The sequence below is a fragment of the Micromonospora sp. SL1-18 genome (assembly GCF_047921505.1).
Lineage (GTDB): Bacteria > Actinomycetota > Actinomycetes > Mycobacteriales > Micromonosporaceae > Micromonospora.
Genome location: NZ_JBLROA010000138.1, coordinates 1 through 5,249 on the forward strand (window position 1 = coordinate 1; position 5,249 = coordinate 5,249).

Sequence of the window (5,249 nt, forward strand, 5' to 3'; positions counted from 1 at the left end):
GCCCAGGAAGTGGAGCCGCTCTTCCCGTTCGGACACGGACTGTCTTACACCTCGTTCCGGGTGGACAACCTGGTGGTCGCGCCCAAGCAGCTCGGCCCGAACGGCAAGCTCAAGGTGCAGGCGAACGTCACCAACACCGGCAAGCGGGCCGGTGCCGAGGTGGTGCAGGTCTACGTCTCGCTCCCCGACGCGGTCGGCGAGCCGCCTCGGCAGCTGAAGGGCTTCGAGAAGGTCTCCCTCGAGCCGGGCGAGACCAGGCAGGTGACCTTCCAACTGACCCCGAAGGACGTCTCGTACTGGGACACGCGGATCCACGACTGGGTGCTGCCGGCCGGGACGTACCAGGTGACGGTCGGCACCTCCTCGCGGGATGCCGCCGCAGTCACCGACACGTTCCGGGTCAAGCAGGCCACCAGCCTGCAATACGCCACCCTTGAGGCGCCCGCGGTCCTGCGACCCGGGGCGACAGGGACGGTGACCACCTCCTTCACCAACGACAGCGACGCCAAGGCCCACCAGGCCCAGCTCGCGTTGAACGCGCCGGAGGGGTGGACCGTGCAGGCGACCTCTACGACGACCTTCGATTCCGTGGCACCCGGCACGACGGTGAGCACCCGCTGGCAGGTCAGCCTCCCCGCGAACGCGAAGCCCGGGAACGCCCAGCTCGCGGCGGTCGCCGTCTACCAGGGCCGTGGTGGTCAGCAGACCAGCAAGGAGACCGCGACGTTCAGCGTGCCGTACGCCTCCCTGGAAGCCGCCTACAACAACATCGGGATCACCGACGACGCCGATCCGGAAGGGGGAACCCTCAACAGCTCCGGGGACAGCTTCTCCGCGCAGGCCCTCGCCGCTGTCGGGCTCGGCCGGGGAGCCAAGCTGACCCATGATGGCATCGACTTCACCTGGCCGGACGTGCCCGCCGGTACCCCCGATCACGTCGCCTTCGGCGGGCAGTTCATCGCCCTGGACGGCAGGGGGCAGGCGCTCGGAGTGCTGGGTACCTCCGTCAACGCAACCTTCTCGGACACGGGAGAGATCCACTACACCGACGGCACCACCCAGCGCTTCGACCTCACCCTGACCTACTGGCGACAGCAAAACCCTGTCAGAGGCAACGAACTGATCGCCCACACCACCTACAGCCATCGACGTGGGCAAGGTCGGCTCAACTCGCAGGGCAACATCTTCTACGCCGCGATTCCCCTGGACCCGAACAAGACAGTCGCTGAGGTCACGTTGCCCAGCGACGGCCAGATGCACATCTTCGCCTGGGGGATCAAGCCATGACAGGAATCCAGCGAATTGAGGAGGGTGCGGTGATTCGCGCCGTTACAAGATCCGTTACAAGACGACCCATCGCGACGTTTGCAGGCCTTTGTGTCCTGCTCGCGTTGGCGTTCGTCGCCCCCGCCGGTGCGCGTGCGGCCGCGGATGAAAGTTCCTGTCCGTGGGTCGGCTCTTCGGCTTCCGCGGACGAGCGGGCTCAGGCAGTGCTGGCGAAGATGACGCTGGATGAGAAGGTCAGCACCCTGGGGCTGAACGGAAGCCCGGACGGCTACCAGAACTACTTCCCGGCGATTCCCCGGTTGTGCGTCCCTCGGCTGATCCTGCAGGACGGCCCTGCCGGGGTGGCCCAGGGCTTCACTGGTGTTACCCAGTTGCCGGCTCCGATGAGCGTTGCGGCGACCTGGGACCGCTCGGTGGCCACGAATTATGGCACCGTTCTGGGCACCGAGGCGTGGGGCAAGGGCATCCACGTCGCGCAGGGTCCGATGCTCAACCTCGCCCGGGTGCCGCAGGGCGGCCGGGACTTCGAGACCTACGGCGAGGACCCGTACCTGGCCGGGCAGTTGGGCGTCGCCAACATCGCCGGTATCCAGGGCGTGGGGGTGATGGCGAACGCCAAGCACTATTTCGCCAACAACCAGGAGACCAACCGCGAGTCGATCAACGAGCACATCGACGAGCGGACGCAGCGCGAGATCTACCTGCCCCACTTCGAGGCGGCGGTCAAGGACGGCAACATCGCCTCAGTGATGTGCGCCTTCAACCAGATCAACGGCGAGTACTCGTGCCAGAACAGCCGGATCCTTTCCGGCATCCTCAAGGGTGAGTGGGGTTTCAAGGGGTTCGTGCGCTCCGATTGGGGGGCCACCCATTCGACGTCGGCTGCCTACAGCGCGGGCATGGATCTGGCCAAGCCCAGCAGGGCTGACCTGCGGTCGGCGGTCGACCAGGGCTTGATCCCCATGTCGCGGATCGATGACGGGGTCCTGCGGGTCCTGCGGGTCATGTTCGAGTACGGGCTGTTCGAGCGCCAGCCGACGGGGACGAAGGACAGCGTTGTCACCACGCCTGAGCACGCGGCCATCGCACGGGACGTGTCTGCGCAGGGCACCGTGCTGTTGAAGAACTCGGCCGGCGTCCTTCCGCTGGACAACACGAAGATCGGCTCGATCGCGGTGCTCGGCAACAACGCCGCTGACGATGTCTACAGCGGTGGAGACGGCAGCGCGGCGGTCGTGTCGCCCTATGTCGTCAGCCCGCTCCAGGGGATCACGGACCGGGCCGGAAAGAGCGTGACGATCAACCACCCGGCCGGGCAGCCGAACGGCGATGGTGCGTTGCCGCCTGTCTCGTCGGACTACCTGACGCCGCCCTCCGGCGAAGGGAACGGCCTCGAGGCCAGCTACTACAACAACAAAAACCTCACCGGAAAGCCGGTGCTCACCCGCGTCGACCCCAACATCGACGTCGACTGGGCGGGCTCGCCGGGCGGTGGCGTCAACGCCAACAACTTCTCCGTGCGCTGGACCGGTACGCTCACCCCGCCGAAGACCGGCACGTACACGTTCTCGCTGCTCAGCGAGGACGGCTCGCGGCTCTACATCGACGGCAAGCTCGTCATCGACAACTGGGACGCGCGCAACCATCCTGACGCCAAGTGGGGAACGGTCGACCTCGAGGCCGGCCGGAATTATGCGATCAAGGTTGAACACTTCAAAGGCACCAGCGGCAAGGCGCACCTCGGCTGGGCCGATGTGGCCCAGATGCGGCAGGACGCCGCCGCCGCGGCGAAGGAGTCCGATGTCGCGGTCGTGGTCGCCAACGACCGGCGCACCGAGGGCAGGGATCGGCCGAACCTGCAACTTCCGTTCGAGCAGGACAAGCTGATCGAGGCGGTCGCTGCGGCGAATCCGAACACGATCGTGGTGCTCAACACCGGTGGCCCGATGCTGATGCCGTGGGCCGACAAGGTCGCCGGCATTATGGAGGCGTGGTACCCGGGCCAGGAGGACGGCAACGCGCTGGCGGCGGTGCTGTTCGGGGATGTGAACCCGTCGGGCAAGTTGCCGATGACGTTCCCGAGCGACGAGTCAAAGACGCCGGTGAGCAGCCCGGAGCGCTGGCCCGGCGTGGACGGTCAGGCGTATTACACGGAGGGCCTGCAGGTCGGCTACCGCTGGTATGACGCCCAGGGCGTGGAGCCGCTCTTCCCGTTCGGGCACGGGCTGTCCTACACCTCGTTCCGCGTGGATCAGCTGGTGGCGGCCCCCAAGCAGCTGAGTTCCGACGGACGCCTGACGGTGCAGGCGAACGTGACGAACACGGGTCCCCGCGCCGGTGCGGAGGTGGTGCAGCTTTACGTCGGGATGCCGGCTGGTGTTAACGAGCCGCCGAAGCAGCTCAAGGGTTTCCAGAAGGTGTCGCTGAAGCCGGGGGAGACCAAGCAGGTCACCTTCACCCTCTCCCCGCGCGACCTCTCTTACTGGGACACCAGGGAGCGCGGCTGGGTTTTGGCGGCCGGTGATTACAAGATCATGGTGGGTACGTCGTCGCGGGACATCGCGGTCAGTGACACGATCCGGGTGAAGAAGGCGATCGGACCGCGGTACCTGACGGCGACGGGGCCGGCGATCATCGACCCCGGCACCACGGCGACGGTGACCACCTCGTTCACCAACGACAGCGCGTACGCGGTGCATGATGCCGCGATCGCGTTGTCGCATCCGGAGGGCCTGGTGGTGAAGGCGAGCTCGCCGACATCGTTCCAGCAGGTGGGGCCGGGCCAGACGGTGACCACGACCTGGCAGGTCACGGCGCCGGAAGGCGCGACACCGAACGAGCACCAGCTCGTCGGGACCGCGACCTACCAGGCGTCCCAGGGTGCGACGCAAAGCTCTGACTCGGTCACGGTGACGGTGCCGTACACGTCGCTTGCGGCGACGTTCAACAACGCCGGGGTCAGCGACGACAGCGACATCGACGGGGCGAGCTTCGACAGCGTCGGCGACAGCTACTCGGCGCAGCTGCTCGCCGCGGCGGGCATCTCGCCGGGAGCCGCCGTCGAGCACAAGGGGCTGACCTTCACCTGGCCCGACGTTGTGGGGGAGCCGAACAACGTTGTCGCACAGGGGCAGACGGTGGCCCTTTCCGGGTCGGGCACCCGCTTGGGGATTCTGGGCGCCGCCAGCGGTGGCAAGGCCTCCGGTATCGGCACCGTGCGCTACAGCGACGGGACGACGAGCAGCTTCACCCTCACGCTCGGTGACTGGTGGAGCGGCCCGATCGCAGGAAACGACGCGGTCGCGTCCACGCCGTATGTGAATTCGCAGGGGATCGGCGGTCGTGAGCGGGGGCAGCGCCAGCATACGGTGTATGTGTTCTACGCCGAGGCGCCGGTCACGGCCGGCAAGCAGGTGGTGGCGGTGACCTTGCCCACCGGCGGCTCAAGCAGCTCGGGCCAGATCAGCGGATTGCACCTCTTCGCCCTCGCGGTCGGGTAGCACACTCGGCCACGGCCACCCGACCCAGCAACGCAAGGTGAGCGTCTATTACAGCTCGGTTCCGCTCGATCAGGAAAGGACGGTGGTCGCGGTGACGCTGCCGAATGTGAGCTCCGTAGCGGCGAATGGCATCACCTCGCTGAATGTCTTCGCGATGTCGATCGGCTCCTGAACGAGTAGTTCCGGACCGGCTGGTCGAGCAAGGGCGCCGTGGTAACACGGCGCCCTTGCCTTCGTGGGGCAGATCGCGACGACCATCGGCAGCAGGCATGACCGCGTCTCAAACAGGGGCTTGACATCGACTTCCAGCTCTACGAAGGTGGCCGGAGGTCATACCAGAAGCGCCCAGTTGAATTGCGCTTCTTGCAGAGGGTGGCCAGAGGTCATACCCTCCGCCATCCGTTTACGAGGAGGTCTCGGTGTCCCGAACCATCCGCCAACTCGCCTTGTTGACTTCTGCCG

Annotated in this window: 3 protein-coding genes; all 3 read left to right on the forward strand. The window is 66.7% G+C overall.

Annotated elements, in window-relative coordinates; translation table 11 throughout:
* Nucleotides 1–1,287 (forward strand): fibronectin type III-like domain-contianing protein (locus tag ACNAW0_RS29870; protein ID WP_416291385.1); only part of this gene is annotated, 1,287 nt, incomplete at its 5' end.
* Nucleotides 1,284–4,787, forward strand: coding sequence for a glycoside hydrolase family 3 C-terminal domain-containing protein (locus tag ACNAW0_RS29875; RefSeq protein WP_416291386.1), 3,504 nt, complete (start codon nucleotides 1,284–1,286; stop codon nucleotides 4,785–4,787). The genes ACNAW0_RS29870 and ACNAW0_RS29875, both read left to right, overlap by 4 nt.
* Before the next feature lie 37 nt (nucleotides 4,788–4,824).
* Nucleotides 4,825–4,959: a hypothetical protein gene (locus ACNAW0_RS29880; RefSeq protein WP_416291387.1), complete on the forward strand. Its 135-nt coding sequence runs from the start codon at nucleotides 4,825–4,827 to the stop codon at nucleotides 4,957–4,959.
* Nucleotides 4,960–5,249 lie beyond the last annotated feature (290 nt).

Excerpts from the sequence above, each read along its gene's own strand:
- ACNAW0_RS29875 (WP_416291386.1), top strand. The coding sequence starts at position 1,284 with ATGACAGGAATCCAGCGAATTGAGGAGGGTGCGGTGATTCGCGCCGTT.